The organism is Burkholderia sp. YHN3-13, assembly GCF_055810675.1.
Window position 1 is genome coordinate 1 of the sequence record NZ_JBVVNQ010000094.1, and the last position, 640, is coordinate 640.

Genomic DNA, 640 nt, shown 5'->3' on the forward strand with positions numbered 1-640 from the left:
CCGTTCGCGCCGATCAGCGTCACGAGCTCGCCCTGACGGACTTCCATGTCAACGCCCTTGACGGCCTGGATGCCGCCGTAGTTGACCTGCAAGCCCTTGATTTTCAACATTGCCGCTGCCATCAGTGCACCCCTGCGCCGAGATATGCCTCAATCACCTTCGGATTCTTCTGCACGTCCTGCGGCAGACCCTCGGCGATCACCTTGCCGTAATCGAGCACCGTCATCCGGTTGCACAGCCCCATCACGAGCTTCACGTCGTGCTCGATCAGCAGGATCGTGCGGCCGTCCGAGCGGATCTTGTCGAGCAGGCGCGTGAGTTCGACCTTCTCGGTCGCGTTCATCCCGGCCGCCGGCTCGTCGAGCGCGAGCAGCTTCGGATCGGTGGCCAGCGCGCGCGCGATCTCGAGACGGCGCTGGTGGCCGTACGACAGGTTGCGCGACGTGTAGTCCGCGTACTGCAGCACGCCGACGTACTCGAGCAGCTCGATCGCGCGTTCCTTGATCTCGCGCTCTTCCTGGCGCTCGGCCGGCGTCTGGAACACCGCGCCGAGCAGCCCGTGCTTGGTGCGCACGTGGCGGCCCACCATCACGTTCTCGAGCGCCGTCATCCCGCCGAACAGGCGGATGTTCTGGAACGT

At 65.2% G+C, this 640-nt stretch carries 1 protein-coding gene and 1 pseudogene; both read right to left on the bottom strand.

Features of this window, described 5'->3' with window-relative positions:
- Nucleotides 1-122, bottom strand: a pseudogene (locus AC0KUR_RS38050) (ABC transporter ATP-binding protein); the annotation flags it as partial.
- Nucleotides 122-640: ABC transporter ATP-binding protein (locus AC0KUR_RS38055; RefSeq protein WP_473377413.1), on the bottom strand; the 519-nt coding region annotated here is incomplete at its 5' end. The pseudogene AC0KUR_RS38050 and the gene AC0KUR_RS38055, both read right to left, overlap by 1 nt.